Raw genomic sequence first — 25634 nt, forward strand, 5'->3', positions numbered from 1 at the left:
GAGGACTGATCGATGGTCACCACCGCCACTTTCGGCACCGGAATCGTCAACGGATTCGCCCTAGCCCTCGTCTCTCTCGGTTTCACGCTCGTCTACCGCGCCACCGGTGTGGTCAACTTCGCCAACGGCAGCCAGATGGTGCTCGGCGGCTACGTCGCGTGGGAACTCGGCTCGCACGGGTTCCCCGCGTGGGTGGTCATGCTCGGCGCCGTCGCCGCGGGCGTCGCCTCGGGTGTGGTCGTCGACCAGATCGCGTTGCGCCCCTTGCGCGGCGCGAGCCTGCTCGCCCAGATCATCGTGCTGATCGCGGTCACCGAGGTCGCCGGCGGGTTGTTCCTGTCGTCGTTCGGGGCCGAGGCCAAGACGATGACGCCGTACGCGGGCCGCTCGCCGATCGTGCCGGGGCTCGGCTGGTCGGCGAGCGACGTGGTGCTCATGGTGGTGAGCCTCGTGCTCGTCGCCGGGCTCACGCTGGTGCTGCGCGGCACGTCGGCCGGCCTGCGGATGCGGCTGGTCGCGAGCAATCGTCTCGGCGCCACGGTCGTCGGCGTGAACCCGGCGCGGGTCTCCACGCTGGCGTGGTGCGTCGGCGGCGGCCTCGCGGCGCTGAGCGGCGCGCTGATCTTCCCGACCTACCTGCTGTCCCCGGACCTCGGGCAGCAGTACACGTTCGACAGCTTCGCCGCCGTGGTCCTCGGTGGGTTCGGCAGCCTGCCGGGCGCCGCCGTCGGCGGGGTGCTGATCGGGGTCGTGCAGTCGGTCGTGTCAGGGTCGATCGGGGCGAGCTACAGCGCCTTCGTGTCGCTCGGCGTGATGCTCGTGATCCTGCTGACGCGGCCCACCGGACTGTTCGGAGCACGCGCATGACCACTGTCAATGTCCCCCGCCGAGTGCGGGCCGCCGTCCGCGATTCCGCGCTGCCGGTGGAGAAGTGGCTCGGCCGGTTGCGAGTTCCGACACCCAGCACGGTGACGTCGCCGGCCGGCGAGAAGCGCTACGTCGGTTCGCTGTGGACCACAGCCGGGGTCGTGCTTGTCGCGGTGGTCGTCGCCGTGTGGGCCGACGTCGGCGGCGGGTACATCCAGACCGTGGTGGGCCTGTTCGCCGCGTACCTGGTGTCTGCGCTCGGGTACACGGTCGTGCTCGGGCAGGCGGGGCAGTTCGCCTTCTGCCAGAACGCGTTCATGGCCCTGGGCGCCTACGGGTACGCGGTTTCCGAGCCTCGCTTCGGCCCCGTGGGCGGGCTGATCATCGGCGCCGTGGCCGCGACCGTGGCGGGCACGATCATCGGAGTCGCCATCATCCGCACCCGTGATCTGTACCTGGCGCTGCTCACTCTCGCGTTCTCCCAGGCCGCGCTGCTCGCGATCCAGCTGTGGCCACCCACGCAAGGCGACAACGGGATCCTCGTCGACCTCGGCGGTGATCAGGCCTACCTCGTCGCCGTGGTGTTCGCGGCGGTCGCACTGATCGTGGTGCAGCGCATGACGCGCTCGAAGATCGGCCGCGCATTCGCCCTCGTGCGCACCGACGAGAAGGCCGCCGCGACGATGGGCGTGAATGTGCCCCTGACGCGGATGCTGGCGTTCGCGTTCAGCAGCCTGCTCGGCGGGCTCGGCGGCGTGCTGCTGGGCGCGGTCCTCACGTTCATCACGCCGACGAACTTCACGCTCGAGCTGACGTTGCTGCTGCTCACGATGATCGTGATCGGCGGCGTCGGGAGCGTGTGGGGCACGGTCACGGGTGTGCTGATCATGGTGGTGGTGCAGCAGTTCCTGGCCAGCAGCGGCAGTTTCGGCAGCTACCTCAACGCGGGCCTGCTGTTCGTGATCCTCGTGCTGCGGCCCGGTGGGCTGCGCTCGCTGGTGAACCTGCGCTCGTCTGGCGGCAGCCGTGGCTGACGCGATCCTCGACCTCGACTCCGTACTCGTCCGCTTCGGCGGGCTGGTCGCGGTGGGCGGCGTGAGCTTCTCCGTGGAGCGCGGCTCGGTCACCGGCCTGGTCGGGCCCAACGGCGCAGGCAAGACCACACTGTTCAACGCGATCAGCGGCCTGGTCCCCGTGACCGGCGGCGCGATCACCTTGCAGACCACGCGGGGCTCTGCCGACTTGACCCGCGTGGGAGCGTGGCGGCGGGCCGGGCTCGGCATCGGACGCACGTTCCAGGACTCTCGGCTCGTGGCCGGCTCGCCGGTGCTCGACCAGCTGGCCACGGGGGCGTTCGCGGGTCAGCAAAAACCCAGCCGGTTCCTCGGCGCCGTGCTCCGCGGCCGCGGCTTCCTGACCGACGAGAAGCACCTTGTCGATCGGGCCCACGAAGTGCTGGCGCAGCTGAAGATCGAGCACCAGGCCGCGGTGAACGTCGACTTGCTCTCGGCGCCCGAACGGCGGCTGGTGGACCTCGGCCGCGCGCTGATGAGCCGGCCGGAGCTCCTCCTGCTCGACGAGATCAGCGCGGGAATGCCCGTGGAGGACAAGGAAATGGTGGCCGACCGCGTGCTCGACTACGTCCGGTCCTCGGGCGCGACGGTGATCTTCGTCGAGCACGACATGGGGTTCGTCCGGCGGGTCGCCGACCGCACGGTGGTGCTGGCCGAGGGCGAGATCCTCGCCGACGGTGGCCCGGAAGAGGTGCTGCGGCGCCCGGACGTGCTGGCCGCCTACATCGGCCCCGGAGCCGAAGGAGCACTGCGATGACGTTCTCCGCGCAGGGGATCCACGCCGGGTACGGGCGGATCCCGGTCGTGCACGACCTCTGCTTCGACGTCGCCGCGGGTGGGTATCTCGGCATCGTCGGCGCCAACGGCGCGGGCAAGAGCACGCTGCTCAAGGCCTTGTCCGGCGTCGTCACGCCGCACGCCGGGACCATCCGGCTCGGCGACGAGGACCTCACCGGCGTGCCGGCGTGGGACCGCGCCCGCCGCGGACTCGCGTTCGTCCCCGAGTCGCGTGAGCTCTTCGGCGACCTGACCGTGGAAGAGCACCTGCACGCAGGCTGCCTGCGAGTGCGGGGCCGGGCGAAGCGCGCGGAGCGGACCGAGTTCGCGTACGAGCTCTTCCCCGTGCTGCGCGACCTGCGCCGCCGCGCGGCCGGCCGGCTCTCCGGTGGCCAGCAGCAGTCGCTGGCCGTCGGGCGGGCGGTGGTGTCCCAGCCGAGGGTGCTGCTGCTCGACGAACCCTCCCTCGGCCTGTCCCCGATCGCGGTCAGCGGGCTCGTCGAGTCACTGACCCGGCTCGCGCGCACAGGTGACATGGCCGTGGTCATCGCCGAGCAGAGCCTCACCGTCGTGCGGGAGCTGTGCGACGACGTGCTGGTGCTCAACCTCGGCCGCGAGGTCGAGCGGGGCCCGGCCGCCGCGGTGCTCACCCGCTCGGTCATCGAGAACGCGTTCCTGTGAAAACTCCCTCGGAGGTGTGCGACAGGTGACAACCAGCAAGATCTCCTCGATCGACGTCATCCCGTTCCGGATTCCCCTGAAACACGAGGTGAAGTTCGCGACGGGCCGGCTGACCCACGCCGAGCACCTGCTCGTGCGCGTGCGCACGGCCGACGGTGTGGTCGGCCTGGCCGAGGCCATCCCCCGGCCGATGATCTACGGCGAGACCACCGTGTCGATCGCGCACGTGATCGACACGGTCATCGCCCCGGCCGCGCAGTCGCTCGACCTGCTCGGCACCGAAGAGCTCGGCCACCGGCTGCGCCACCTCGCCGGCAACCCGACCGCCCGCGGCGCGGTGGAGCTGGCGATGTTCGACGCGCTGGGCAAAACGCTCGGCGTCCCGTGCCACGAGCTGCTCGGCGGCTATGCGCGGGAGGTCCGCTGCACGGCCATCCTCGGCGCGGGCACGATCGACGAGGTCGTGGCCGAGACCGCGGCGCTGCGCGCGGAGCACGGCATCACCAGCTACAAGGTCAAAATCGGTCTGGACCTCGACCGCGACGTGCGGCTGGTTGCGCAGCTGCGCCAAGAGCACCCCGACGCGTTGATCTACGTCGACGCCAACCACGGCTACTCCGCGGCCGACGCGATGACCTTCCTGGAGTCCACAAAGGACCACAGGCTCGCGTGGATCGAAGAGCCGTGCCCGGCCGAGGACGTGCTCGGCCGCGCCGACGTGGTCGCCAAGTCGACCGTGCCCGTGCTCGGCGACGAGAGCTGCACGACGCCGCGGGAGGTCGCCACCGAGATCCTGGCCCGGCGCTGCACGATGATCAGCATCAAGCTGGCCCGCACGGGAATTCGCGCCTCGACGCGGATCCGCGAGTTCTGCGCGGCCGTCGGCGCGCAGGCGATCGTGGGCAGCCAGGGCGATTCGGCGATCGGCACCTACACCAGCGCCGCGTTCGCCGCCGCCAGCCCCGTGACCGCGCAGCACCCGGCGGAGCTGGCCTACCTGCTCAACCTCGACGGCGACCTCGTGGTCACCCCGCCCGAAATCCGGGAGGGCGTGCTGCGGGTGCCTGCCGAACCCGGCTTCGGGTTCGAGATCGACGAAGCCGCATTGGCGCGTTTCCGGACCGACCGGCCCGGGGAAAGGAGCTGAACCGCGTGTTCCGTTACGACCAGGCAAGGCAGGTGCTCACCGTGGGGGCCGGCACGATCGCGACGGTGCCGGACGAGCTCGCCGCTCTGTCCGCCCGTTCGGTGTGCCTCGTCGGCAGCCCGCGTTCACTCGCGTCGGCCGCCGGACAGGCGACGCGCGAAGCGTTGCGTGGCTTCGACGTCCGGCACGAGTTCGGCAAGATCGCGCCGCACGCGCCGATCACCGACACCGAGGCGATGGCGCGGCAGCTGCGCGACGACCCGCCCGACGCGCTGGTGGCCGTGGGCGGCGGCAGCGTGAGTGACACCGCGAAAGCGCTTTCCATCCTGCTGGCCGAAGGGTTTCCGCTCGAGGCCAAGTGCAGCACGTTCACCCCACCCGACGTGTTGAAGCACGTGCAGCTCAACCAGCCGAAGATCCCCGTGCTCACCATCCCGACGACGTTGTCGGGCGCGGAAGTCACGCCCGGCGGCGGCGCGACGGACGCTCGCGGCATCAAGCGCGTGTTCTGGGACCAGAAGGTCGCCTCGCGCGTGGTGGTGTACGACCCCGAACTGTTCACCGACGTACCGGCCGAGCTGCTCCTGACCACCGGCATGAACGGGCTCGCGCACTGCGCCGAGGCCCTGTACTCCAAGTCCGCGTCGCCGTTCACGGACGCGCTGGCGGCCGAAGGCGCGCGGCGCTTCGCCGAGACGTTGCCCCGGATCGGCGGCGCGACCGGACCACTGCCCGTCGACCTGCTGGAGGATGCGCTCACTGCCGCGGCCATCGGCGGCTTGGTCATCAGCAACGCGCGGGTCGGCCTGCACCACGCCGTCTGCCACGTGCTCGGCGCCGCGTACGGCGTGCCGCACGGGGTCGCGAACTCCGTGATGCTGCCGTACGTCCTGGAGTACAACCACGACCACACCGAGGCCAAGCAGGCGATCCTGGCCCGGGCGCTCGGCGAAGGGCTCGGGGAGACGGGCAGCGCGGCCGTGCTCGCGGCGACCGTGCAGCGGCGCGCGGGTGTGCCGCGGACGCTGGCGGACACCGGCCTCGCCGAGCCCGATCTGGACCGGGTGGCCGGGGAAGTCATGCAGGACCGTGGTTTGTTCTTCAACCCCAAGCGAGTTCCCGACGCCGGTGCGGTGCTGGGCGTGCTGCGGCACGCGTGGACCGGCACCGTGACCGGGGCCGCGTGATGGCGGAGCTCGCCACGGGGAGCGCGCTGGTCGACTTCGTCACCGCGCCCCGCAGTGTGGTCGTCGTCGGCGCGTCGGCCGACCCGGCCAAGCCCGCGGGCCGGCCGCTGGCCTACCTCAGCCGCTACGGGTTCACGGGTGACGTGTTCGTCGTCAACCCCCGTCACTCCGTCGTCGGCGGTTACCCGGCCGTGCCGGCCGTGCTCGACCTCCCCGTCGACGCGGCCGAGGCCGCCATCGTCAACCTGCCGGCCGAGCAGGTGCCGAGCGCGCTGCACGACCTCGACAGCCGCGGTGTGCGAATCGCGGTCGTGATCGGCAGCGGCTTCGAGCGCCCGGACAGCGCGCCGCGCCAGGAGCTCAACCGGTTCCTGGCCTCGCCCGACCGGCGGCTGCGCGTGATCGGCCCCAACTGCGTGGGCACGATGAGCGTGGTTTCCGGCGCGCACCTGAACTTCTCGAGCGTGCTGGGCCGCGGCCCGGCGCGCGCGGGTTCGGTCGCGATGATCACGCAGAGCGGTGCGAGCGGCAACGGGCTGCTCATGTCGATCCTGCGCCGTGGCGGTGGCATCGCGCACTGGTTCAGCACCGGGGACGAGTTCGATGTCGGCGCCCTCGAACTGCTCGTCGGCGTCCTGGCCCGCGACGACGTGCGCACGGTCGGGCTGTTCCTCGAAGCCATCACCGACCTCGACTGGCTGCCGGCGGCCACGGAAGCCATCGCGCGCACCGGTAAACGGGTGTTCCTGGTCAAGATCGCCGACAGCGATCTCGGGCAGCTCGCCGCGGGCGGGCACACCGGGCGGGTGGTGGGGTCCAGCGACATCTCCCACGCGGTGCTGAAGCAGGCCGGTTTCGTGCGGGTTCCGGGGATCGCCGAGCTGGCCGACTGCCTGGTGACCGCGCAGGTGGTCGGCGAGCTGCCCGCGCGGCCGCGGATCGCCGCCGCGTCGGTGTCGGGAGCGGGGGCGGTGGTGCTGGCCGACCGCGTGCAGCAGGCGCCGGCGTTGTCGCTGCCGGCGTTGGGTACGGCGACGCGGCGGCAGTTGCGGGAAGTGCTGGCCGATCGGGTCGAGCTGCACAACCCCATGGACGTGCCGTTCCTCGGCGAGACCGAGACGTTCGCGCGGACGGTGGCCACGTTGTCCGAAGCGCCGGAATCGGACGTCGTCGTGGCCGTCGAATCGAGCCTCGCGCACGATCGTGAGGTGCTGACCGAGGTCCTCACCGCCCGGTCCCCCACCGCGAGTCCGGTCGTGCTCAGCCACCTCAGCGAGGATGATCCGATCCCGGAAACCCTCCTCGCACGGCTCGCCTCGGCGCGGGTGGCCGTGGTCCCGACGCCGGAACGGGCGGTGCAAGCGCTGGACCTGCTGGCCGGTGACGCGGGTGCGCAAGCCGCGACTGAACCCGCCGAAGACCTCACGGGGTACCTCGGCCTGCCGGACATCGCCACCTTGCTGCCCGCGGACTTCCCCTGGGCCCCTTGGGTTTCCGCCCCCGACCGGGAGGCCGCGGCGGAGGCGGCAAGACGCTGGGGCTACCCGGTCGCGGTCAAGGCGGCCGGGCAGACGATCGCGCACCGGTCCGAGCTCGGCGCCGTCGCGGTCGTGCGCGGCGAGGACGACCTGGCGGCGGCGTACGAGCGGGTCGCGAAGGTGTGCGCCGAACACGGCGACGACGTCGTGGTGCAGCAAGGCGTCGGGGCGGGGCAGGAAGTGCTGGTGGCCGTGGTGCGCGACCCGGAGTACGGCCTGTCCGCCGTGCTCCGGCCGGGTGGCGTCAACGCCGAGCTGCTCGACGACCAAGTCGTGCTCTGGCACGGCTGGCCCGCCGGGCAACGGCTGGCGACGCTGCGCGAGTCCCGGCTCGGCGTGCTCCTGTCCGGCTACCGCGGCCAGGCGGCGAGTGACGTCGAGGCGCTCAACACCGCGATCACCACCTTGTTCACGGCGCTGGCCGACCAGCCGGTGTCCTTTGTGGAGCTCAACCCCGTGCTCGTGCTGGCGGACGGGGTCCGCGCGATCGACGCGATCGGGCGGAAATGAAGGGTGAAGGGAAGAGCATGACCGCACAAGACAGGTTGCAGCACTACCAGGAGTCGCTGGGCAACATCCCGCCCGCCATCTCGACGATGTTCGCGATGGACGAGGGGTTCGCCGGCGACTACACCGACATCCGCGAGCGGATCTACACCCAGCACGCCGACGGGCTCTCGCTCGCGATGAAGGAGCTGCTGCTGGTCATGTTCGACCTGGCCGTGAGCAATGCCGGCGGTGCGATCAACCACCTGCGCGCGGCCAAACGCGCCGGGCTCACGGCCGAGCAGCTGCGGGAGTCGCTGCAGATCGCGTTCCTCGTGCTGGGTGTGTCGGGCTGGGGCAAGGTCGGCTACAAGCTGTGGGCGGCCTGGGAAAACGACTTCGAGGAAGAGGGGGCGAGCACCAATGGCCACCACGCGTCTTGAGTTCAGCACCGAGATCACCGACGAGATGCTGTCGGAGGCGGCAGCGCTCGAAGGTCAGGAGATCCGCGTCGAACCGTGGAACAACGAGGCGACGCTGGACACCATCCGCCACTACGCCTGGGGCCTCGGCGACCCCAACCCGCTGTTCCACGACGAGCAGTACGCGGCCGCGAGCGCGCACGGCGACGTGATCGCCCCGCCGACGTTCCTGTACTCCAGCTACGACGGCGCCGTCGGCCTCGGTTTTCCCGGCGTGCAGCCGATCTACGCGGGCACGGAGTGGGTGTTCCACGAGACGATCCGCCGCGGAGACCGGATCCTGCCCCAGGCCCGGCTCGGCAAGGTGACCGTGCACAGTGGCCGCCACTCCGACCGGTTCGCCATCCAGCGCGTGCACACCGAGTACCGCCGCGAGAGCGACGGGGTGCTGCTCGCCGAGGCGCTGGCCAGCACGTTCCGCGTGCCTCGCGCGTCGGCGTCCGGTGGCCTGTCGTATCAGGCCCGCGACAAGCACGTCTACCGCGACGAGGAGCTGGAGGAGATCCGCCGCTGGGCGACCACGGAGGAACGCCGGGGCGCGGAACCACGCAACCCGGCCGAAGTCCGGGTCGGCGACGTGGTCCCCGAGGTCGTGAAGGGGCCGATCGACCAGATCACCATGACGGCCTACTACGCCGGCTGCATCGGCTCGCCCGGGTACAAGGCGGCCGAGATGTCCTGGCTGTACCGCACCTGGGCCGTGGAGGAGCCGGAGCGGCTGCCGAACAACTACGACCCCACCTACTTCAGCGAGCGCGTACTGCCCAGCCTCGGGCACCAGGACCCCGAGGTGGCCAAGGAGATCGGCATGCCCGGCGCGTACAACAACGGCCCGCAGAAGTGCGGCTGGATGGCGCACCCGGTGCTGAACTGGATGGGTGACGCCGGATCGCTGCGGGAGTTCTCCGTGCGCCTGCGCCGCCCCGACATCTTCGGCGACACAGTCTGGTGTGGTGGCAAGGTGACCGAGGTGCGGGACAACGGGGACGTACTGATCGCGTTGTCCGCGCGCAACCAGCTCGGCGAGCAGACCGCCGAGGGCAGCGCCCTGGTGCGCTTGAGCTGAGACCCGGCGGGCGGCGCGGTGTGCGCGCCGCCCGCCGGCGGCTCGTCAGTCCACCGGGGCGGCGAGCGGAGTGATGACTGTCCTCTTGCGACGAACGGATTCCGTCACCAGGAACACCGCCACGAACGACACGGCGGCCATCAGCGCCAGGTACAACGCGATCGCGTTGGCCGTCCGGAACTCGGCGAACAACGACGTCGCGATGATGGGCGCCAGCGCACCGCCGGCGACCGCGCCGATCTGGTAGCCCACCGAGACACCCGAGTAGCGGACACTCGCGCCGAACATCTCGGAGAACAAAGCCGGACACGGGCCGTAGGTGAGGCTGAAGATGACCTGCGCGATGACGAGCGCCACGGTGATCAGCACGGGTGAGCCGGTGTTCACGAGCCAGAACATCGGGAAGCCCCACACCGCCAGCCCCACGGCACCGCTCAGGAACACCTTGCGGCGGCCGATGCGGTCGGACAATGCGGCGGCTGCCGGGATCGTGAGCCCCGAGGCGACGGCGGAGATCAGCACGGCAACCAGGATCGTGCCGCGCGGAAGACCGAGCGCCTGCGTTGCGTACGACAGGATGTAGACGGTGAGCAGGTAGTAGGCGCCGCCGTTGATCACGGTCGCGCCGGCGGCGAGCAGGATCTGCTTCGGGTGCGAGCGCAACAGTTCCATCAGCGGAGCACGCCGCCGTGCCGGCTCCTCGGAAGGCGCCGCGTGGGTTTCCGACGCCCGCGACTGCGCGTAGAGCCCCACGGCGATGAGCAGGATGCTGAGCAGGAACGGGATCCGCCAGCCCCACGCCAGGAACGCGTCCTGCGACAGCGCGGCCGAGAGGATCAGGAACATCACGTTGGAGAAGATCAACGCGATCGGCACCCCGAGCTGCGCGAAGCTGCCGTAGAAGCCGCGTTTGCCCTCGGGCGCGCTCTCCGTCACCAGCAGCACCGCACCACCCCACTGCCCGCCCAGCGCCAGGCCCTGGACAAGGCGCAGCACCACGAGCAGGATCGGCGCAGCCACGCCGAGCGTGGCGTACGACGGCAGCAAGCCGATCGCCGTCGTGGCCGCACCCATGATCATCATGGCGGTGACCAGCGCCGGCTTGCGGCCGAACTTGTCACCGAAGTGCCCGAACACGGCCGCCCCGACCGGCCGGATCAGGAACCCCACGGCGAACGTGCTGAACGCGAGCAGCGTGCCCGCGACGGAATCGACCGACGGGAAGAACAGTTTGTTCAGCACCAGCGCCGAAGCCGACGCGTAGATGAAGAAGTCGTACCACTCGATGGCCGAACCGGCGACGCTGACGAGGATGTTCTTTCTCATCGGCCGGGGCGGCGGGGACAACTGGGTCATGGGGGAACTCCGTTGTTCAGGGGACGGGGGTTGTTCGGGGGACGGGGTTGTTCGCGGGGCGGGGAAAGCGCTTCACCGACCGAGTAAGGCCAGGGCGCGCCGGTGTTCGATCAGGTCGACCAGGCCGTCGACCACGGCGGTGAGGATCGCCGTCGACGGCGAACCCGCCGGCAGCTCGCCGTCGGCGAGGGCCTGGTGGGCGTGGGGCAACACGAACTCGGGCTGGCCCACCACGTCGGCGTTCATCTTGTGCAGCACCGAGCGCAGGTTCAGCTGCGCGCGAATGGTGCCCAGCGGCCCTTGCGAAGCGCCGATGATCGCGACGGGCTTGCATTCCAGCACCGGACCTTCGTCCACGGGGCGGGAAAGCCAGTCCAGCCCGTTCTTGAGCACACCGGGCATGGCCGCGTTGTACTCAGGGGTGGCGATGAGCACCCCGTCGGCCGCGCGGATCCGGTGTCGCAGCTGCGCGACGGCGGGCGGGGCCGGGTGTTCGTCGTCCTCGTTGAACGGCGGGATCGCCGCCAGGTCACCGAAGACGTCGAAGGTGAGCTCGGGCGGCGCGAGCTGCGTGACCGCCGTGAGCAGGCGCGTGTTGAGGGAATCCTTGCGCAGGCTTCCCGACAGCGCGAGGATCGTCAAGTCCGACAAGGGTTTTCTCCAGTCAGGAATCTTCCGGGTCCATGGACCACAACTCGGGGAACGGCACCTCGATCGCCGTTTGCGCCAGCCAGTCGAGGCCGCTGGAGCCGTAGTAGCCGGGCCGGTGGCCGAACGAGCGGCGCGTGGCCACGAGGTGCAGGTGCTTGTACTCGGCGTAGCCCTCCGCGATCTTCATCAGGGCCTCACCGCAGAACCGCAGGTCCACCAGCGCGGGGTCGCCGCCGTAGAAGACCATGGTCCACGCGCGCACCGCGTCGGGGTGCGACTCGTGTTCCTCCTGTGGGTCACGCTTCACGACTGAGTCCGGAATGGACAGTCCACGCCGGTTCAGCAGCGCGAGCGCCTCGTCGTAGACGCTCGGCTCGCGCAGGGTCGTCAGCAGTGACGAGTGCTCGTCCGGCATCGACGACACCGGGTCGGCCAGCGCGTGCGGGCGGATGCCGAGCAGGAACACCAGCTCGCGGTACTTCCACGACTGCAGCGACGAAGACTTGCCGTGGACGGAGCCGAGGCCGTTCTTGATCGGCAGGAAGTCGCCGACCGTCATCCACTCCAGCGATTTCCACGACGCGTTGAGCCCCACGAAGTGGTCCGCCGCCCGGCGCAGGGCAGCCGCGGCCGACGGCGTCTCGCCGGCGCGGAAGTGCTGCGCGGCGAAGCGCAGCTCGGTGGTGATCAGGCCGAAGTAGAGCTCCTGCACCTGGCACACCACGAGGAACGAGCGCTCGCCCTCCAGGTCGGTCACCGGCTCCTGCAGCGTGTGCAGCACGTCGGCTCTGAGGTAGGAGTTGTACGCGGTCATCTCGTGACCTCCTCGGGCAGGGACAGGAACCGGGCGGCGTTGCCGCCGAGCAAAAGGTCGCGTTCGGCTTCGGACAGGAACTGTGCCTTTCGCACCACCTGGCCCACCGGCCGTTCGCCCAGCGGGTACGGGTAGTCACTGCCGAGCAGGATGTTCTCGACGCCGAGGACGTCGACCAGCAGCCGCAGCGCCGACGGGTCGAACACCACGCTGTCCACGGAGAACCGGCCGAGGTAGCTCGACGGCGGGTTGGCCGAGCCGCCGATCACGTCGTGGCGCTCGTGCCAGGCGTTTTCGAGCCGGCCGAGCCAGAACGCGAACGAGCCACCGCCGTGCGCGAAGCAGATCTTGAGCGTCTCGGGCACCTGGTCGAACACGCCGCCGAGGATCATGGCCAGCAGCGAAAGGTGCGTCTCCGCGGGCATGCCCGTGAGCCACTGCGACATCCAGCGGCCCAGCCGCGGCGAGCTCGGCATGTCCCACGGGTGCACGAACACCGGCACGCCCTTGGCCGCGCAGTGCTGCAAGAACATCACGATGCCGGCGTCGTCGAGGTCGCGATCCCCCACGTGGTTGCCGATCTCGACGCCACGGTGACCGGCGGCGAGGCAGCGGTCGAGCTCCTCGCACGCGAGATCCGGGTCCTGCAACGGAACCTGGCAGAACGGCAGCAGCCGTCCGGAGGCCGGCTCGCAGATCTCCAGCGCGAGGTCGTTGAAGACCTTCGCGATCCGCACGGCCTCGGCGGGCGTGCGGTCGTAGGAGAAGAACACCGGTGTCGGCGAGACGACCTGCACGTCGACCTGGTCCTCACCCATCTCGCGCAGCCGCTCGCCGGCGTCCCAGCAGTTGGCGAGGATACGCCGGAACTCGCGTGAGCCGACCATGATGGTCGCCTCGCGCTCGTTCTCGACGCGCAGCCACGGCAGAGTGCTCTCCTGACCCGTGCCGTCTGCGCCCAGCTGCGGCCAGCCGCGCGGGACGTAGTGCGTGTGGACGTCGATCACCTGTGGCATCAGAGCGCGGACCTTCCGGGGTGCACCGTGCCGCAGTTGGCGCACTTGCGCAGGGACTCGTCGTCGTAGAACTGCTCGAACACCGGCGGCAGGTCCTCCACGATGTCACGCACCTGCAGTTCGACCTCGTGCACGAGGTGCTCGCAGTCGAGGCAGTACCACTGGAACTTCTCCAGCGTGCCCTCTTCGCGGACGCGCTCGATCACGACACCGATCGAGCCGGCTTCGGGGCGCTGCGGCGAATGTGGCACGTTGCCGGGCAGCAGCCACATGTCGCCCTCGCGCACGTGGACCGTCTGCTGGCCCTTGTCGGTCATGACGTTGACGTGCATGTCGCCCTTGACCTGGTAGAACCACTCCTCGTACGGGTCGACGTGGAAGTCGGTGCGCTGGTTCGGCCCGCCGACGACCTGCACGATGAAGTCACCCGTGCGTTCCCACATCTGCTTGTTGTTGACCGGCGGCTTGAGCAGGTGCTGGTGTTCGGAGACCCACGTGGCGAAGTTGAAGACGGGATTGATGTCGGTCACGGTGATCAGTTCCTTTCGGTGCGTTCGTTCGGCACGTGGGCGACGGCCTGGATCTCGATGAGCAGGTGCGGGTGCGGCAACTGGTGCACGGCGACGGTGGTGCGCGTCGGGCCGTTCTCGTCGAAGTAGCGGCCGTAGACCTCGTTGTAGCCACCGAAGTCGTTCATGCTGACCAGGTAGCTGGTGACCTGCACGACGTCGGCGAGGCTCGCGCCGACGGAGCCCAGGATGTCGGCGATGTTGTCGAGCACGGCGGCGGTCTGCACGCGGATGTCGAGCGTCGTGGTGCCGAACTCGTCGGCCTCGGCGCCGGCGAACGTGTTGTCCGGCAGGCGGCTGCTCGTGCCGGAGACGAACACGAAGTCGCCCGCGCGTTTCACGTGGGGGAAGCGGCCGCGGGGTTTGGCCTTGTCCGCAAGCGTTTTGGCTTCGGTCATCGGGGTTCTCCCTGTTCTGCGACGGAGAAGCGGGCCCGGCCGAGGCCGGAGACGGTGGCGCTGACGTGGGTGCCGGCTTCGAGAGCCACCGCCGGGGTGGCCGCGCCGGCGAGCAGCACCGTGCCCGCGGTGAGCGGGAGGCCGTAGCGCTGGGCCATGCGGACGGCGGCGGGAATGGCACGCAGCGGGTCGCCGAGGATGGCGGCGGTCGAGCCGGCGCCGGCGATGCGTCCGTCCACTTCGAACACCACGCCGCGGTTGTCGAGGCCGGCTTCGAGCGGCTGCCACCGGCCGAGCACGACGGCGGCGGCCGAGGTGTTGTCGGCGACCACATCGGCAAGGGAGAACTTGAAGTCTCGGTAGCGGGAGTCGATCACCTCGATCGCGGGGGCGACGGCGTCCACGAGGTCGGGGCCCGGCACTTCGCCAGGCTCGACGTCGCGGCTGAGCCGGAACGCGACCTCGGGCTCGGCGCGAGGGTGGATGAGAGTGTTCAGATCGAGCTCGTCGCCGTCGGCAAGGACCATGCCCGAGGTGAGGCGGCCGATGATCACGTCGTCGACGCCCATCTGCGCGGCCTTCGCCTTGCTGGTGAAGCCGAGCTTGACGCCGAAGTGGCGCTCACCTCGGGAGATGCGGCGTTCGACCAGCTCTCGTTGGACGGCGTAGGCGTCGTCCAACGACAGTTCGTGGTCCGTGGACAGCTGTGCACATGGCTTGCGGGTGGTGGCGGCTTGGTCGAGCCGCGCCGCGAAGTCCTCGATCATGCCGGGGCCGCCTCTCGGGTGGCCACGAGGTCGAGCGCGACGTCGACCAGCATGTCCTCCTGGCCGCCGACGAGGCCCCGCTTGCCGGCTTCGAGGAGGATCGCGCGGACGTCGAGGTCGTAGCGGCCGGCGACGCGTTCGGCGTGGAGGAGGAAGCTGGAGTAGACGCCGGCGTAGCCCAGTGTCAACGTCTCGCGGTCCACGCGCACCGGTCGAGTCTGAAGTGGACGGACGAGGTCCTCCGCCGCGTCCTGCAGGCCGAACAGGTCACAGCCGTGGTCCCAGCCGAGCAGGTCGGCGACGGCGATGAAGGCCTCGATCGGCGTGTTCCCCGCGCCCGCCCCCTGGCCGGCCAGCGAAGCGTCGACGCGGTAGGCACCGTGCTCGACGGCGGTGACGCTGTTGGCCACCGACAACGACAGGTTTTCGTGCGCGTGGATGCCGATCTGCGTTTCCGGGTCGAGGACTTCGCGGTACGCGTCGATCCGCTCGGCGACGTCCCGCATGGTCAGGCGGCCGCCGGAGTCGGTGACGTAGACGCAGTGGGCGCCCGCTTCTTCCATGATCTTCGCCTGCTTGGCGAGGTCCTCGGGCGAGTTCATGTGGCTGAGCATCAGGAACCCGGCGACGTCCATGCCGTTGTCGCGGGCCCAGCCGATGTGCTGGATCGCGATGTCGGCCTCGGTGCAGTGCGTGGCGATGCGGACGCTGCCGACGCCGAGGTCGCGCGCGGCCCGCAGGTCTTCGATCGTGCCGACGCCCGGGAGCAGCAGCGTGGTGAGCTTCGCGTTCTTCACCACGTCGGCGGCCGCGGCGATCCAGCCCGCGTCGGTGGCCGCGCCGTGGCCGTAGTTCACGCTCGACCCGGCCAGGCCGTCGCCGTGCGCGACTTCGATGGCCGCCACGCCCGACGCGTCCAGCGCGGCGGCGATCGTGCGCACCTGCTCGACGCTGTAGCGGTGGGCGATGGCGTGCATGCCGTCGCGCAGCGTCACGTCCTGCACGTAGATCTTGCCGGTCATCGAAGGGCTCCTTCCGCGGCGACCTGCACGAGCCGTTCCGCGGTCCGCAGCGCGGCCGAGGTCATGATGTCGAGGTTCCCGGCGTACTCCGGCAGGTAGTGCCCGGCGCCGGAGACCTCCAGGAACACCGCCACCTTCACCCCGCAGAACGGGCGCCCGAGCGCGGGCAGGAACGGCTCGTCGACCCGGTCGAACTGCACCCGCTGCTTGAGCCGGTAACCCGGCACGTAGTCCTGCACGCGCGCGACCATCGCCTCGACGGACGCGCTGACGGCGGCTTCGTCCATTTCGGATTCTTCAACCAGGCAGAACACCGTGTCCCGCATGGTGATCGGCGGGTCGGCCGGGTTGAGCACGATGATCGCCTTGCCGCGCCCGGCGCCGCCGACGGTTTCCAGCGCCCGCGCGGTCGTCTCGGTGAACTCGTCGATGTTCGCCCGCGTGCCCGGACCGGCGGACTTGGCGGCGATCGTCGCCACGATCTCCGCGTACGCCACCGGCGCCACGGCCGAAACCGCGGCCACGACCGGCGTCGTCGCCTGGCCGCCGCAGGTGACCATGTTGACGTTGGGTGCGCCGAGGTGCTCGTCGAGGTTCACGGTCGGCACCACGTACGGCCCGACGGCCGCAGGCGTGAGGTCCACCAGCTGCTTGCCGTGGGCGCTCAGGACCGCGTTGTTGTGCCGGTGCGCGCCGGCCGAGGTCGCGTCGAAGACCAGCCGGATGTCTGCGAACTCGGGCATGGCGACGAGCCCGGCCACACCTTCGTGCGACGTCGCGACTCCGAGGCGGCGCGCCCGCGCGAGCCCGTCGGAGGCGGCGTCGATGCCGACCATCGCCGCGACTTCAAGCTCACTCGAAAGCCGTTTCACCTTGAACATCAGGTCGGTGCCGATGTTGCCCGACCCGATGATCGCCACCGGGGTGCTCATGCGCGTTTCCCTCCGTCCGGCCCGGCGGTGAACCCGACGCGGACCTCTCCGATGTCTTCGAACCGGGCCACGTAGCTCCCGGGCGCCGTCACGGGCACCATCGGTCCCCACGCGCCGGCCAGCACCACTTCCCCCGCTCTCAGCGGCTCGCTGCGGCGAGCGACTTCCTGCGCCAGCCACGCGACAGCGACGGCGGGCGAGCCCAGGCAGGCCGCGCCGACGCCGGTCGAGATCGGCTCGCCGGCATGTTCCAGCACCATGCCAAGCCCGGCGAGGTCCACTTCGGACAGTTTCACCGGCCGCGTGCCCAGCACCAGAGCGCCGCTGGACGCGTTGTCGGCGACGGTGTCCGTGATCCGGATGTTCCAGTCGGCCACGCGCGAGTCGACGATCTCGATCGCGGGCAGCACGAAGTCGGTGGCGCGCAGGACATCGACCACCGTGGCGCCATTCGGCAGGTCGGCGCCGAGGACGAACGCGACCTCGCCTTCGACGCGCGGCTGGCAGAAGCGGTCGAGCGGAATCTCCGCGCGGTCGCCGAACACCATGTCGTCGAGCAGCACGCCGAAGTCGGGCCGGTCGACGCCGAGCTGGCGCTGCACCGCCTCCGACGTCAGCCCGATCTTGCGCCCGACCACCCGCGCGCCGCTCGCGACCTTGTCCGAGATGATGCGGCGCTGCACCTCGTAGGCGGCGTCGACGTCGTCTTCGCCGAGGAATTCGCGCACCGGCTGCACGGGCGTGCGGTCACGCTCGGCCCGCTGCAGGCGGGAGACCGCGGTGTCGATCGCCGCGTCGACCCGGGCGTTCACAGCGCCACGCACACGTTGGTCGGCTGCGTGTAGAAGTGCAGCGAGTGCACACCGCCTTCGCGGCCGATGCCCGAAAGCCCGTTGCCGCCGAAGGGCGATCGCAGGTCGCGCAGGTACCACGTGTTGACCCACGACATGCCGACGCGCATGGCGCCCGCGACGCGGTGGGCGCGTTCGAGGTCCGTGGTCCACACGGCGGCGGCGAGCCCGTAGTCGCTGTCGTTGGCCAGACGGATCGCCTCGTCCTCGGTGTCGAACGGCACGAGGGCCGCGACCGGGCCGAAGATCTCCTCGCGCAGCACGCGGTGGGTGTTGCCGAGCCCGGTCCACACCGCGGGGCGCACCCACGCACCGCCTTCGAGATCGGGGCCGAGGTCCGGGATCCCGCCGCCGGCCAGGAGCTTCGCGCCCTCCTGCTCGGCGATCTCGTAGTAGGAGAGGACTTTTTCGCGATGCTGGCGCGAGATCAACGGTCCTGTGGTGGTGTTCGGATCGTCCGGGCGGCCGAAGCGCAGGGCTTCGGCGCGTTCGGCGAGCCCGGCGGCGACCTCGTCGAAGATGCCGCGCTGCACGTAGATCCGCTCGGTGCACAGGCAGATCTGGCCGGTGTTGGTGAACGTCGAGCGGGCGAGGCCGTCGACGGTTTTGCCGAGGTCCGCGTCGTCGAACACCACGGCCGCGTTCTTGCCGCCGAGCTCGAATGACACCGGCAGCACGCGCGGCGCCACCGCTTGCATGATCGCCGAGCCCGTGCGGGATTCGCCGGTGAAAGTGACGCCGTCGATGCCCGGGTGGCTCGTGAGGAACTCGCCCGCCGAACCGGGGCCGAAACCGTGGACGACGTTGAACACCCCGTCGGGCGCACCGGCCTCGCTGATGAGCTCGGCCAGCAGCGTCGCGCTCGAGGGCGTCTCCTCCGACGGCTTCACCACCACGGCGTTGCCCGCGGCCAGCGCCGGCGCGACCTTCCAGGTCAGCAGCAACAGCGGCAGGTTCCACGGCACGATCACCGCGACCACGCCCAGCGGCTTGCGCAGCGCGTAGTTCAGCGCGCGCCCGGCCGGGCCTTCGGTGAGGAACGAGTCGAGCCCGGCCGACGCGATCGTGTCGGCGGCGGCCCGGAAGTTGGCGGCGGCGCGCGAGACGTCGAGGCGGCGGGCCAGGTCGAGCGGTTTGCCGGTGTCGGCGACCTCGGCCGCGAGCAGGTCGTCGAACCGCTCGTCGATGCGGTCGGCGATCTTCCTGAGCACCCGCGCCCGGTCGGCGTCGGAGGTGCGGCCCCACGCGCCGTCGAGCGCGGCCCGCGCGGCGCGCACCGCGCGGTCGACCACCGCCTGGTCGGCCTCCTCGACCTGGGCGACGAGGGTCCCGTCGACCGGGCTGACCTTGTCGAACAGCTCGCCGCCGCTGTCGGCGAACCGCCCGTCCACGAAGCTCTTGAGCACCGTCATGTCCGCCTTCCCGCGTGGCTGTGGTCCCTGCTCATCGTCGCTACCTCCAGCTATGCCTGACAAATGCCAAAGTCTTAAGTTGATATGTGCATATGGCTATAGTGGCTCGGTATGACCTCTCGTGAGCTGCCGCGACTGCTCGACGGCCGGATGAAGTTCCGCCACCTGGTGCTGCTCGACGCCATCGCGCGGCGCGGCACGATCGTCGGCGCGGCCGCCGAGCTGCACGTGACCCAGCCCGTGGCGACGCGCGGGCTACGGGAGCTCGAGGAAATCCTGGAGGTCGAGCTGTTCCAGCGCGGCCCGCGCGGCCTCACGCCGACTGTCTACGGCGAAGCCTTCACCGAGCACGCGCGCGCGATCCTCGCCCAGGCCCGCCAGGCCGCCCGCCACGTCGTGGAGCTGGCGGGCGCCGAACGCGGCACCGTGGTGGTGGGGACGCATCTGTTCGGCTCGAACGTCTTGCTCCCGCGGGCCATCGCCGCGTTGAAGGCGGAACGGCCGAACCTGACCGTGGCCGTGCGCGATGGGACCCCTGAGTCGCTGCTGGTGGAGCTGAGCGCGGGCCGGCTCGACCTGATCGTCGGGCGGCTCACGCAGATCTCCGACGAGGGGTTCCTCCGCCGCAAGCTCTACGACGAGTCCGTGGTCCTCGTGGTCCGCGCCTCGCACCCGCTGGCCGGCGCGAAGACCGTGGACCTCGCCACGGTCGCCGAATACCCGTGGATCCTGCCCGGCCCGGAGACGGCGCTGCGGCGTGAGCTCGAGGAGCTGTTCCACAACAACGACGTGCTCCTGCCCGCCAACCGTGTGGAGGCGACTTCGTTCCTCACCGTGCGCCAACTGCTGCGCGACACCGACGTCGTGGCCGCGCTGCCGCGCCTGATCACCGAGGAGGACCCGGGGATCGCGCGCCTGCCGTTGTCGCTCGAGCCGATCGGCCACAGCGTCGGCATCACCATGCCCGCGTCCAGCAAACCCACCCCGTCGGCGAGCGCGCTGATCGACAAGCTCGTGGCCGAGGCCGTGCAGGTGACGCGCCGGTTCAGCCCTGCTTCGTGACCCGGGGACGTTCGAGCTGGTCACCGAGGTCGTGGTAGGCCGACTTGTGCCAGACGAGCGGCTGCAGGTCCTCCCGCGCCGTCGACCCGTAGTCCAGCGACTCGCCGACGAAAATCGTGTGGTCGCCACCGTCGTACACGGCCCACTTCCGGCACACGAACCACGCCAGCGCACCACCCACCGTCGGGCACCCGTGACGCAGATCCATCTCCACGTCTACCGCCACACTCCACGGCTGGCGCGCGTAGAAATCGGCGATCGCCCCTTGGTCCTGGCCCAGGATGCTCAGCCCGAAGTGCCCATCCGTGCCATGCAGCAGCTGGTGCATCCGCCCCGGCTTGTTCACACTCACCGCGCACAACGGCGGATCCAGCGACACCGACGCGAACGAACTCGCCGTCATCCCGTGCACCCCGCCGTCCCCGTCGACGACCGTCACCACCGACACGCCACTCGGGAAGTGCCGCAACGCCCGCCGGAACTTCAACGCGTGCGGATCGGTGGGGGCGTAGGTGCTGCGTGGAGTTCCCACGGACGTCCTCCTCGATTTCACCGCCTCTGACCAGCGATGATGGTCAACCCATAGTCGCGGGCCGAGCCATACCCGTCCAATGCCGATCCGAGCCCGTGCCATGTCTGAACGGTCATACTCTCGTCGTGGGTTCCCCTCGCCTCGTCCTCCTCCGCGGCCCCTCCGGCGCGGGCAAGACCACAACCGCCCTCACCCTGCGCTCCCGCTGGGGCCGCGGCACCGCACTGATCCAGCAGGACGTCGTCCGCCGCCATGTCTTGCGGGAGCGTGATGTGCCTGGCGGGGTGAACATCGGGCTCATCGATGTGATGTGCCGGCATGCGCTCGGTGCGGGTTACGTGCCGTTTCCGGAGACCGTCCGCCGACAGGCGACTCGACCTCAGGCTGCCGAGTTCACTCCGGAGGAGATGCTGGAGTGGTATCTGCCGGATGATCGGCTGGGTGTGCAGGGCGAGATTGTTCTGGGGGAGGAAATGACGCTAGAGGACACGGTGGAGTGGATCACCGCCGCGATGCCAGATCGGACTGGGCGATCCAGCTGATCGACGCGAGCAGGTCTTCGCGGGGCGGTACCCGATGTGCGGACTCCCGGGCTTGGCGGTGGGTATGCCGGACCAGGTCGAGCCAGGCGCGCGTGAAGTCGAGGTTTCCTGTCACTACGGTTCGGGGTCACTTGCCAAGGCTGGAAAGAGCACCTTGACAAGCAACCCCGAACCGTGTCCTTACCTTTTATCGGGGGCCGGCCGGGGAAAGGTCGGGGGAAAAGTTGAGAGAAGCGAGGGTTTTTGCCACCCGCCGGCTGCTGGGTAGATGGCATCGGCTAGCAGCAGGCAGATGGTTCAGAAAAGTCGAAAACCGGCCTGCCACGTCGATCAAACGCTCGACTCTGCCGCCGCCCTTACCACCTGCGAATCCCGATTCCGTCTCCACAGCACAAACGCGCACCCGATCGCCACCAAAGCGGGAATTGTCGCCAGTAGCAGAATCGAGCCGGCCGACAAGGCCAACGCCAGCAACAACCCGGCGCCCGCCGGGCCCGCGACCGAGCCAAGACGGCCCAACGCCGCGGACCATCCAACGCCAGTAGTTCGAGCGTCGAGGTCATACAGCGCAACAGCGAGCGCCGTCTGTCCGATGTGCCCCGCGATGATCCCGACGCCGGCGGCGGTGAGCACAAGCAAGAGCGCCACACCCGATAGATGTGCCATACCCGCGACGATCATGAAAGCCACACCGAGAGCAGGAAGCACCACCAGCGCGCGCATGATCCCGATCCGGGCGGCCACCGGCATGAGCACCAAGCCGCCGATGATGCCGCCCAAACTCACGAACGCCAGGCCCAGCGGGGCTTGCGTGCGGGTGAACCCGTAGCTCGTCAGCAGGGTCGGCGCCCAGGAGATCAGCGTGTACGACGAGGCGAACACCAGAAACAAGTACGCCCACAACAGGCCAGTATTCGCACGCAATTCCACACCGAACAAGCGCAGAACCGAAGCCCCGCGCGGAGAAACAGCGACAGCAACCGCAGGCGGCAGCCCCACGACCATCGCCACGAACACCAGCACCGTCGCCGCGCCGGCGAGCCAGAAGACACCCGTCGGCCCCACTCCGGCGATCAGCTTCCCGCCGAAGAACCCACCCAGGGTGGCCCCCGCGGCAAGTCCCAACGTAACCGCGACAGAAACCCGCGACCGGTACCCCGGAGCGAAATGCTCAACCGCGAACGACACTGCAGCAGGCAGCACCGCCCCGAGGCCAAGCCCCGAGACCAGGCGCATCACCGCCAGCAACGCCATGGAGTGCGCCGGCAGCACCATCGCCGTCAGTACCGTGCCGACGGCGAACAGGCCGACGCCGGTCAGCAGCACGGCCCGCCGGCCGAAGCGGGCGCACAGCCGGCCGGCCGCGAGGTAGCCGACGACCGTGCCGACGTTCGTGGCCACGATCGCCAGCGTGAACGCCGCGGCCGTCGCGTGCCACTCGTGCGCCAGCGAGGGGATGGAAAACGACAGCGCGGCCGTGTCGAACCCGTCGACGAGAACCGCGAAAAAGGACAGGACCAGAGCTCTGAACCGCACAGCTTGCCTCCGAACGACCAGGCCCCCCTGGCGACCGAAAACCCCCGCGAAACCTCAGGACTCCGGCGCCCACAAGGGTTCCGGGACCTCCACGCCGAACGCCCCATCCCAGCCGTTGCGCCGCGCCACCTCGTGCACCGGGCGGCGCTTCGCCGCGACGCCCCAGCGGCCGAGCGGGTAGCCGAACGCCAGCATCGCGCCGAGGCTCCAGCCCTCGCCGGCCGGAACGCCCAGCAGCTCGTACACCGTGGACTCCTCGAACCGCAGCAACGTGCTGAGCACCCCGCCGATACCCTCGGCGCGCGCGGCGAGCATCGCACTCCACACCGCCGGGAACACGTTGGCGCCGTAGTGCGCTTCGGCCGTGAAGAGGAAGACCAGCAACGGCGTTTCCGCGAAGTGCTCCCCGAAGTAGTCACCCGAACGCTTGATCTGCGTCCGCATGGTTTCCCACCACGCGTCGCGCTCCTCGTACTTCAGTACACCGAGCCGACCAGCCACGAGGTCGGCGTACTCGCGCTCGCGGCACCGCGCGTAGACGTCCGCGAGCTTGGTCTTCAAACCCGGGTCGTCGACGACCACGAACCGCCACGGCTGGGCGTTGCCGCCGTTGGGCGCCCGGATCGCGGCGTCGAGGATGCGGCACTGGCTCTCCAGCGAGATCGGGTCGGGCTTCATCCGCCGCATGACCCGCGTGGTGTAGAGCGCTTCGTAGACGTCCACTGATCACCAACCTTCCATACTCGAACTCGAATCGGGTTTGAGTTTCAGTCACGGAAGGCGGCCGTGTCAAGCGCTCCAGCTGTGTAAACTCGCCGCGTGACCGCCGGGCAGCAGCCGTGGCAGCAGCAGCTGCCCCCTCAGGAACGCGGGCGAGCTCGCCGCGCGAAGATCGTCGAAGCGGCCACGAAACTCATCGACCAACACGGTCCGCACAGCCCTGAAGTCACGCTGCGCGCCATCGCCGACGGTGCCGGCACCTCGGCGGCCACGATCTACCACTACTTCCCCGACGTCGACTCCGTGATCGCCGCCGTCGCCGCCCAGTACATGCAAGACCTGCTCGCCGCCGTCGAACGCGTGCACGGCAAGCACTACGACTCGTTCCACGACCTGCTCGACGCCAACATCACCTCGTACCGCAAGCACTTCGCGAAATGGCCGGGCCTACGCGAGCTGTGGTTCGACCGGCACGCCTCGGACAACGTCGTCCTCATCCACGCCCACTACCGCGAGACGCTCACCGAGCTGTGGCAGCAGAAGGCCTCGGAGTTCAAAGGCGAGCCGGTCGACGCGATGAGCTGCCGGATCGCGATCGAGATGGTCGGCGCGCTGTGGGACTTCGCGTTCAGCCTCGACCCCCGCGGAGATGAGCGGGTCGTGGCCGAGATCCGGGAGCTCGCCCACGACTATTACCGTCGCCGGGTGGGGATCTGAACTCAGGCCTCCGAGGTTCCCTGGCTCATCACCAAGTGTCGCTGACAACCCACCAACGGACGCCGTCGAACATCAAAGAAGCCTGGGATTCACCTAGTTCCACGGGCTTTCCGTGGGGCGTGGTCGACGCGGTGCCGGCGTAGTGGACGATCGCCAGGTCGCCGCCCTTCTTGGCCACCGTCGACACGTCGATGATCTTGGTGACGTACTCGTACCAACCCGACTGGCTGTGCACGTCCTGCACGGCCTTCAGGAAGTCGGCGAGTGAGTTGTTGCTGATCGTCGTCGCGCCGGCCTCGGTTTGCCCCAGCGACATGAACACCGCGTTGGGCACGACGAGTGAGCGCAGCCGAGCACTGTTCCAAGTTCCCTTCGGACCGTTCAGCGACTCGTGCAACGCCGTGACGATGGCCCGCGGCGAGGACACATCGGACGGACGCGGCCTCGGCACCAGGGCCGCGAGCTCGTCGTGCGAGCGGGTCCACGACGCGTACACCGAACCAGGCGGCGGCACGGCAACGTCCGGCGGCTGCGTGGTCGAGGATCGCACCCCAGGAGCGGGCGTGGCCGCGCCGGCGTTCCCGGCCGCGAGCGTCAAGCCGAGGACGGCGGTCAGCGCCACTCGCCACACGGCTTTCCGGTTCGCTGAGGGCAATCGCATGCCCATGACCGTGACAGCGGCCCGGCCCGAGCACACCCGATCTCCGGAGCGACGGGGAGGTTCGGGAAGGCGGCGTGCCCGTCCGGGTCGGACCCGCCTACTCCTCCGGCGCCAACACCACGTCGAATCGCACGCGGCTCCAAGTCGCGTCGCCGAGGTCGCGCCCGTCCGGTGTCGGCGTACCCACGGACTGCTGGTCGAACGGCAGCACCAGCGACTCCCGCACCGCGAACACGACGTCGGACAAGTCGTCGCCCTGCACGAAGATGTGCGTGACGAGCCGGCGATGGCCCTCGTGGGTAACCATGAAGTGCAGGTGCGCGGCGCGCCAGGGCGAGCGGCCGGCGGCTTCGAGCAGTCGGCCGACGGGACCGTCCACGGGCAGCGGGTAGCGCGTCGGCGTGAGCGCCCAGAAGCGGTAGTTGCCGTTCTCGTCGGCGAAGACGTGGGCGCGCCCGGCCACACGGTCGTCGGTGTACTGGACGTCGTAATAGCCGTCCTCGTCGTTCTCCCACACCTCGAGCCGTGCGCCCGGCAGCGGCTTCCCGTCGGTGTCGGTGACCGTGCCCTCGACCCAGCACGGCTGCCCGTGCGCGCCGGCCGCGATGTCGCCGCCGTTGGGCACTTCCGGCGAACCCTCGTGGTAAAACGGCCCGAACACGGTCGCCTCGGTCGCGTTGCCGAAGAGCTGGTTGCTCACGGCGACGGTCTGCATCGAAACGCCCAGCACGTCCGAGCATGATGAACTCCTGGCGGCGATCGTCGGTGATGT

At 69.8% G+C, this 25634-nt stretch carries 28 protein-coding genes; 12 read left to right on the plus strand and 16 right to left on the minus strand.

Annotation, left to right across the window (positions count from 1 at the left end; all coding sequences use genetic code 11):
• Positions 1–12: 12 nt before the first annotated feature.
• Genes AB0M56_RS08680 through AB0M56_RS08720 form a run of 9 tightly spaced genes read left to right on the plus strand, consistent with a single transcriptional unit; the run spans position 13 to position 9304 of the window.
• The gene (locus tag AB0M56_RS08680) at positions 13–867 is read left to right on the plus strand and encodes a branched-chain amino acid ABC transporter permease (protein WP_220244206.1); all 855 of its coding nucleotides are present in this window, start codon (positions 13–15) and stop codon (positions 865–867) included.
• A complete protein-coding gene (locus AB0M56_RS08685) occupies positions 864–1901 on the plus strand; it encodes a branched-chain amino acid ABC transporter permease (RefSeq protein WP_364172414.1) in 1038 nt (345 codons plus the stop codon). Before AB0M56_RS08680 ends, AB0M56_RS08685 begins: the two co-directional genes overlap by 4 nt.
• The gene (locus AB0M56_RS08690) at positions 1894–2697 is read left to right on the plus strand and encodes an ATP-binding cassette domain-containing protein (RefSeq protein WP_364172417.1); all 804 of its coding nucleotides are present in this window, start codon (positions 1894–1896) and stop codon (positions 2695–2697) included. The genes AB0M56_RS08685 and AB0M56_RS08690 overlap by 8 nt, the downstream gene beginning before the upstream one ends.
• On the plus strand, positions 2694–3398 hold the full coding sequence (locus tag AB0M56_RS08695) for an ABC transporter ATP-binding protein (RefSeq protein ID WP_364172420.1): 705 nt from the start codon (positions 2694–2696) through the stop codon (positions 3396–3398). The genes AB0M56_RS08690 and AB0M56_RS08695 overlap by 4 nt, the downstream gene beginning before the upstream one ends.
• Before the next feature lie 25 nt (positions 3399–3423).
• Entirely contained in the window at positions 3424–4545 is a 1122-nt protein-coding gene (locus AB0M56_RS08700; protein WP_364172423.1) for a mandelate racemase/muconate lactonizing enzyme family protein, read from the plus strand.
• A gap of 5 nt (positions 4546–4550) precedes the next feature.
• The gene (locus AB0M56_RS08705; protein ID WP_364172426.1) at positions 4551–5732 is read left to right on the plus strand and encodes an iron-containing alcohol dehydrogenase; all 1182 of its coding nucleotides are present in this window, start codon (positions 4551–4553) and stop codon (positions 5730–5732) included.
• Positions 5702–7780: an acetate--CoA ligase family protein gene (locus AB0M56_RS08710; protein ID WP_364172429.1), complete on the plus strand. Its 2079-nt coding sequence runs from the start codon at positions 5702–5704 to the stop codon at positions 7778–7780. The genes AB0M56_RS08705 and AB0M56_RS08710 overlap by 31 nt, the downstream gene beginning before the upstream one ends.
• Before the next feature lie 17 nt (positions 7781–7797).
• The gene (locus AB0M56_RS08715) at positions 7798–8199 is read left to right on the plus strand and encodes a carboxymuconolactone decarboxylase family protein (protein WP_285972464.1); all 402 of its coding nucleotides are present in this window, start codon (positions 7798–7800) and stop codon (positions 8197–8199) included.
• Complete coding sequence (locus AB0M56_RS08720) at positions 8180–9304, plus strand: MaoC family dehydratase N-terminal domain-containing protein (RefSeq protein WP_364172433.1); 1125 nt, start codon at positions 8180–8182, stop codon at positions 9302–9304. The genes AB0M56_RS08715 and AB0M56_RS08720 overlap by 20 nt, the downstream gene beginning before the upstream one ends.
• Positions 9305–9349: 45 nt before the next feature.
• Here AB0M56_RS08720 and AB0M56_RS08725 read toward each other — a convergent pair whose 3' ends face one another.
• The 11 genes from AB0M56_RS08725 to AB0M56_RS08775 form a co-directional block, all read right to left on the minus strand.
• Complete coding sequence (locus tag AB0M56_RS08725; protein WP_364172436.1) at positions 9350–10660, minus strand: MFS transporter; 1311 nt, start codon at positions 10658–10660, stop codon at positions 9350–9352.
• 72 nt (positions 10661–10732) lie between these two features.
• Positions 10733–11311 carry an NAD(P)H-dependent oxidoreductase gene (locus tag AB0M56_RS08730; RefSeq protein WP_364172439.1) on the minus strand — a complete coding sequence of 193 codons (579 nt, stop codon included), beginning with the start codon at positions 11309–11311 and terminating at the stop codon, positions 10733–10735.
• Between the two features lie 13 nt (positions 11312–11324).
• Entirely contained in the window at positions 11325–12125 is an 801-nt protein-coding gene (locus AB0M56_RS08735) for a tryptophan 2,3-dioxygenase family protein (protein WP_364172442.1), read from the minus strand.
• Complete coding sequence (locus AB0M56_RS08740) at positions 12122–13141, minus strand: amidohydrolase family protein (protein WP_364172445.1); 1020 nt, start codon at positions 13139–13141, stop codon at positions 12122–12124. Before AB0M56_RS08740 ends, AB0M56_RS08735 begins: the two co-directional genes overlap by 4 nt.
• Positions 13141–13671: a 3-hydroxyanthranilate 3,4-dioxygenase gene (locus AB0M56_RS08745; protein ID WP_364172448.1), complete on the minus strand. Its 531-nt coding sequence runs from the start codon at positions 13669–13671 to the stop codon at positions 13141–13143. Before AB0M56_RS08745 ends, AB0M56_RS08740 begins: the two co-directional genes overlap by 1 nt.
• 5 nt (positions 13672–13676) lie before the next feature.
• Positions 13677–14108, minus strand: a complete 432-nt coding sequence (locus tag AB0M56_RS08750) for a RidA family protein (protein ID WP_364172451.1) — start codon at positions 14106–14108, stop codon at positions 13677–13679.
• Positions 14105–14875 (minus strand): fumarylacetoacetate hydrolase family protein, encoded by a 771-nt coding sequence (locus tag AB0M56_RS08755; RefSeq protein ID WP_364172454.1) that lies wholly within the window; start codon positions 14873–14875, stop codon positions 14105–14107. Before AB0M56_RS08755 ends, AB0M56_RS08750 begins: the two co-directional genes overlap by 4 nt.
• Positions 14872–15897, minus strand: coding sequence for a 4-hydroxy-2-oxovalerate aldolase (dmpG, locus tag AB0M56_RS08760; protein WP_364172456.1), 1026 nt, complete (start codon positions 15895–15897; stop codon positions 14872–14874). Before dmpG ends, AB0M56_RS08755 begins: the two co-directional genes overlap by 4 nt.
• Complete coding sequence (locus AB0M56_RS08765) at positions 15894–16829, minus strand: acetaldehyde dehydrogenase (acetylating) (protein ID WP_364172459.1); 936 nt, start codon at positions 16827–16829, stop codon at positions 15894–15896. Before AB0M56_RS08765 ends, dmpG begins: the two co-directional genes overlap by 4 nt.
• Positions 16826–17641 (minus strand): fumarylacetoacetate hydrolase family protein, encoded by an 816-nt coding sequence (locus tag AB0M56_RS08770; protein WP_364172462.1) that lies wholly within the window; start codon positions 17639–17641, stop codon positions 16826–16828. Before AB0M56_RS08770 ends, AB0M56_RS08765 begins: the two co-directional genes overlap by 4 nt.
• The gene (locus AB0M56_RS08775; RefSeq protein ID WP_364172465.1) at positions 17638–19092 is read right to left on the minus strand and encodes a 2-hydroxymuconic semialdehyde dehydrogenase; all 1455 of its coding nucleotides are present in this window, start codon (positions 19090–19092) and stop codon (positions 17638–17640) included. The genes AB0M56_RS08770 and AB0M56_RS08775 overlap by 4 nt, the downstream gene beginning before the upstream one ends.
• Positions 19093–19203: 111 nt before the next feature.
• Between AB0M56_RS08775 and AB0M56_RS08780 the strand changes: the two genes are divergently transcribed.
• Positions 19204–20154: a LysR substrate-binding domain-containing protein gene (locus tag AB0M56_RS08780; protein ID WP_364172468.1), complete on the plus strand. Its 951-nt coding sequence runs from the start codon at positions 19204–19206 to the stop codon at positions 20152–20154.
• Here the strand turns inward: AB0M56_RS08780 and AB0M56_RS08785 are convergent.
• Complete coding sequence (locus tag AB0M56_RS08785; RefSeq protein ID WP_364172471.1) at positions 20138–20686, minus strand: flavin reductase family protein; 549 nt, start codon at positions 20684–20686, stop codon at positions 20138–20140. The two genes, AB0M56_RS08780 and AB0M56_RS08785, sit on opposite strands and share 17 nt — an antisense overlap.
• A 125-nt stretch (positions 20687–20811) precedes the next feature.
• Between AB0M56_RS08785 and AB0M56_RS08790 the strand changes: the two genes are divergently transcribed.
• On the plus strand, positions 20812–21228 hold the full coding sequence (locus AB0M56_RS08790) for a kinase (protein WP_364172474.1): 417 nt from the start codon (positions 20812–20814) through the stop codon (positions 21226–21228).
• Between the two features lie 330 nt (positions 21229–21558).
• Here the strand turns inward: AB0M56_RS08790 and AB0M56_RS08795 are convergent, their stop codons facing one another.
• On the minus strand, positions 21559–22764 hold the full coding sequence (locus tag AB0M56_RS08795) for an MFS transporter (RefSeq protein ID WP_364172477.1): 1206 nt from the start codon (positions 22762–22764) through the stop codon (positions 21559–21561).
• 54 nt (positions 22765–22818) lie between these two features.
• Positions 22819–23487 carry a nitroreductase family protein gene (locus tag AB0M56_RS08800; RefSeq protein ID WP_364172479.1) on the minus strand — a complete coding sequence of 223 codons (669 nt, stop codon included), beginning with the start codon at positions 23485–23487 and terminating at the stop codon, positions 22819–22821.
• Between the two features lie 96 nt (positions 23488–23583).
• On the opposite strand from AB0M56_RS08800, the gene AB0M56_RS08805 reads away from it, so the two are divergent.
• Positions 23584–24201 carry a TetR/AcrR family transcriptional regulator gene (locus tag AB0M56_RS08805; protein WP_364172482.1) on the plus strand — a complete coding sequence of 206 codons (618 nt, stop codon included), beginning with the start codon at positions 23584–23586 and terminating at the stop codon, positions 24199–24201.
• A gap of 28 nt (positions 24202–24229) precedes the next feature.
• On the opposite strand, the gene AB0M56_RS08810 is transcribed toward AB0M56_RS08805, so the two are convergent.
• Together AB0M56_RS08810 and AB0M56_RS08815 are read right to left on the minus strand one after the other, a co-directional pair.
• Positions 24230–24862, minus strand: a complete 633-nt coding sequence (locus AB0M56_RS08810) for a hypothetical protein (protein WP_364172485.1) — start codon at positions 24860–24862, stop codon at positions 24230–24232.
• Positions 24863–24959: 97 nt separating this feature from the next.
• A complete protein-coding gene (locus AB0M56_RS08815; protein WP_364172488.1) occupies positions 24960–25592 on the minus strand; it encodes a hydroxyquinol 1,2-dioxygenase in 633 nt (210 codons plus the stop codon).
• Between the last annotated feature and the right edge of the window lie 42 nt (positions 25593–25634).

Origin of the sequence: Amycolatopsis sp. NPDC051372 (genome assembly GCF_040682095.1) — a bacterium.
In the GTDB taxonomy this organism is placed as follows: domain Bacteria; phylum Actinomycetota; class Actinomycetes; order Mycobacteriales; family Pseudonocardiaceae; genus Amycolatopsis.